This window comes from Streptomyces sp. NRRL WC-3618, from assembly GCF_001280005.1.
Classification (GTDB): domain Bacteria; phylum Actinomycetota; class Actinomycetes; order Streptomycetales; family Streptomycetaceae; genus Streptomyces.
On record NZ_LGDW01000231.1, the window covers coordinates 1 to 1,426 of the forward strand.

Annotated in this window: 1 protein-coding gene; it reads left to right on the forward strand. The window is 72.3% G+C overall.

Annotated features, from left to right (window positions below):
• Positions 1-203 precede the first annotated feature (203 nt).
• Positions 204-1,426: SulP family inorganic anion transporter (locus ADL01_RS20275; protein WP_078960642.1), on the forward strand; the 1,223-nt coding region annotated here is incomplete at its 3' end.

The window sequence follows — 1,426 nt, forward strand, 5'->3', positions numbered from 1 at the left end:
GGCTGGGGGCGCAGGCGCGCGGTGAGGTCATTGGAGGGGGGCGGTCCGCTTCGAGTGACTCCGGGAGCTTCCTTTGACTCCGGAACGCGGTGGAGGGGCGGAGGAAGCGGGTGACGCTTCTGACGTCCTTGCCGACAATGGGTTTTCGACAATGGGTTTCATTCGCCGTGCCTGCTTCCCTTCGTTGCCGGAGGTGCTTCGTCATGCGTTTTGGCGTACGCAAGGCCGATTTACTCGCTTCCCTCTTCGTCTTCCTCATCGCGCTGCCCCTGTCCGTGGGCATCGCCGTCGCCTCCGGCGTGCCCGCCGAGCTGGGGCTGGTGACCGGGATCGTCGGCGGGCTCGTCGCCGGGGCGGTGCCCGGGAGCGGCCTCCGGGTGAGCGGGCCTGCGGCGGGGCTCACCGTGCTCGTGTACGAGGCCGTGCGGGCGTACGGGCTGGAGGTGCTCGGTGTGCTCGTGTTCGCGGCCGGGCTGCTGCAGCTCGGGCTGGGGGCGTTGCGGCTCGGGCGGTGGTTCCGGGCCGTGCCCGTGGCGGTCGTCCACGGGATGCTCGCCGGGATCGGGATCATGCTGGTCGCCGGGCAGGTGTACGCCCTCGGTGAGGTGAGCGTGCCCGCGAGTGCGCTCGGGGCGGTGGGCGGGCTGGTCTCCCTCCCAGGGCACGCGCATCCCGTGGCGTTGGGGGTGGGGAGCGCGACCATCGCCGTACTCCTGCTGTGGCGGCGTTGGGAGTGGGGAGCGCGGCTGGTTCCCGGGCCGTTGGTGGCGGTGGTGCTGGCCTCCGGGGTGAGCTGGGTGTTCGACCTGGACGTGCGGCGGGTGGAGGTTCGGGGGCTGTCGGCCGCCGTACGAGTGCCGGAGGTGGCGGATTTCGGGCGGCTCACGGAAGTGGGGGTGCTCGGGACGGTCGTCGCCCTCGCCCTGCTCGCGTCCGCGCAGTCGTTGTTCGGGGCGGCTGCCGTCGAGCCGCTGGAGCGGGGGCAACGGACCGACTGGTCACGGGAGTTGATGGCTCAGGGGCTTGGGAACGTGGTGTGTGGGGTGCTTGGGGCTTTGCCGATGAGTGCGATGGGCGGGGTGACCGTGCGGAGTGGGGGTGGGGGTGCGCTCTCTGCGGGGGCGCGTACGAAGGGGTCACGGGTGCTGCTTGGGGTATCGCTGTTCGGCTTCGTGGCCTTCTTGCCCTGGGTGCTTGGGGTGGTTCCGGTGGCCGCGCTGGCCGGGCTGCTGGTGTACGTCGGGGGCGGTCTCGTCCCGGTGCGGGGGGTGGGGGGGTTGTGGCGCCGGCATCGGGGGGAGGCGGTGGTGCTTGTGGTGACGGCCGGTGCCGTCGTTGTGGCGGGGGTGTTTGGGGGGGGGGGGGGGGGGGCTGCGGCTTGCGTGGGGGGGAACGCCCGGGGGGTTAGGGATATGGGGGGGGGGGG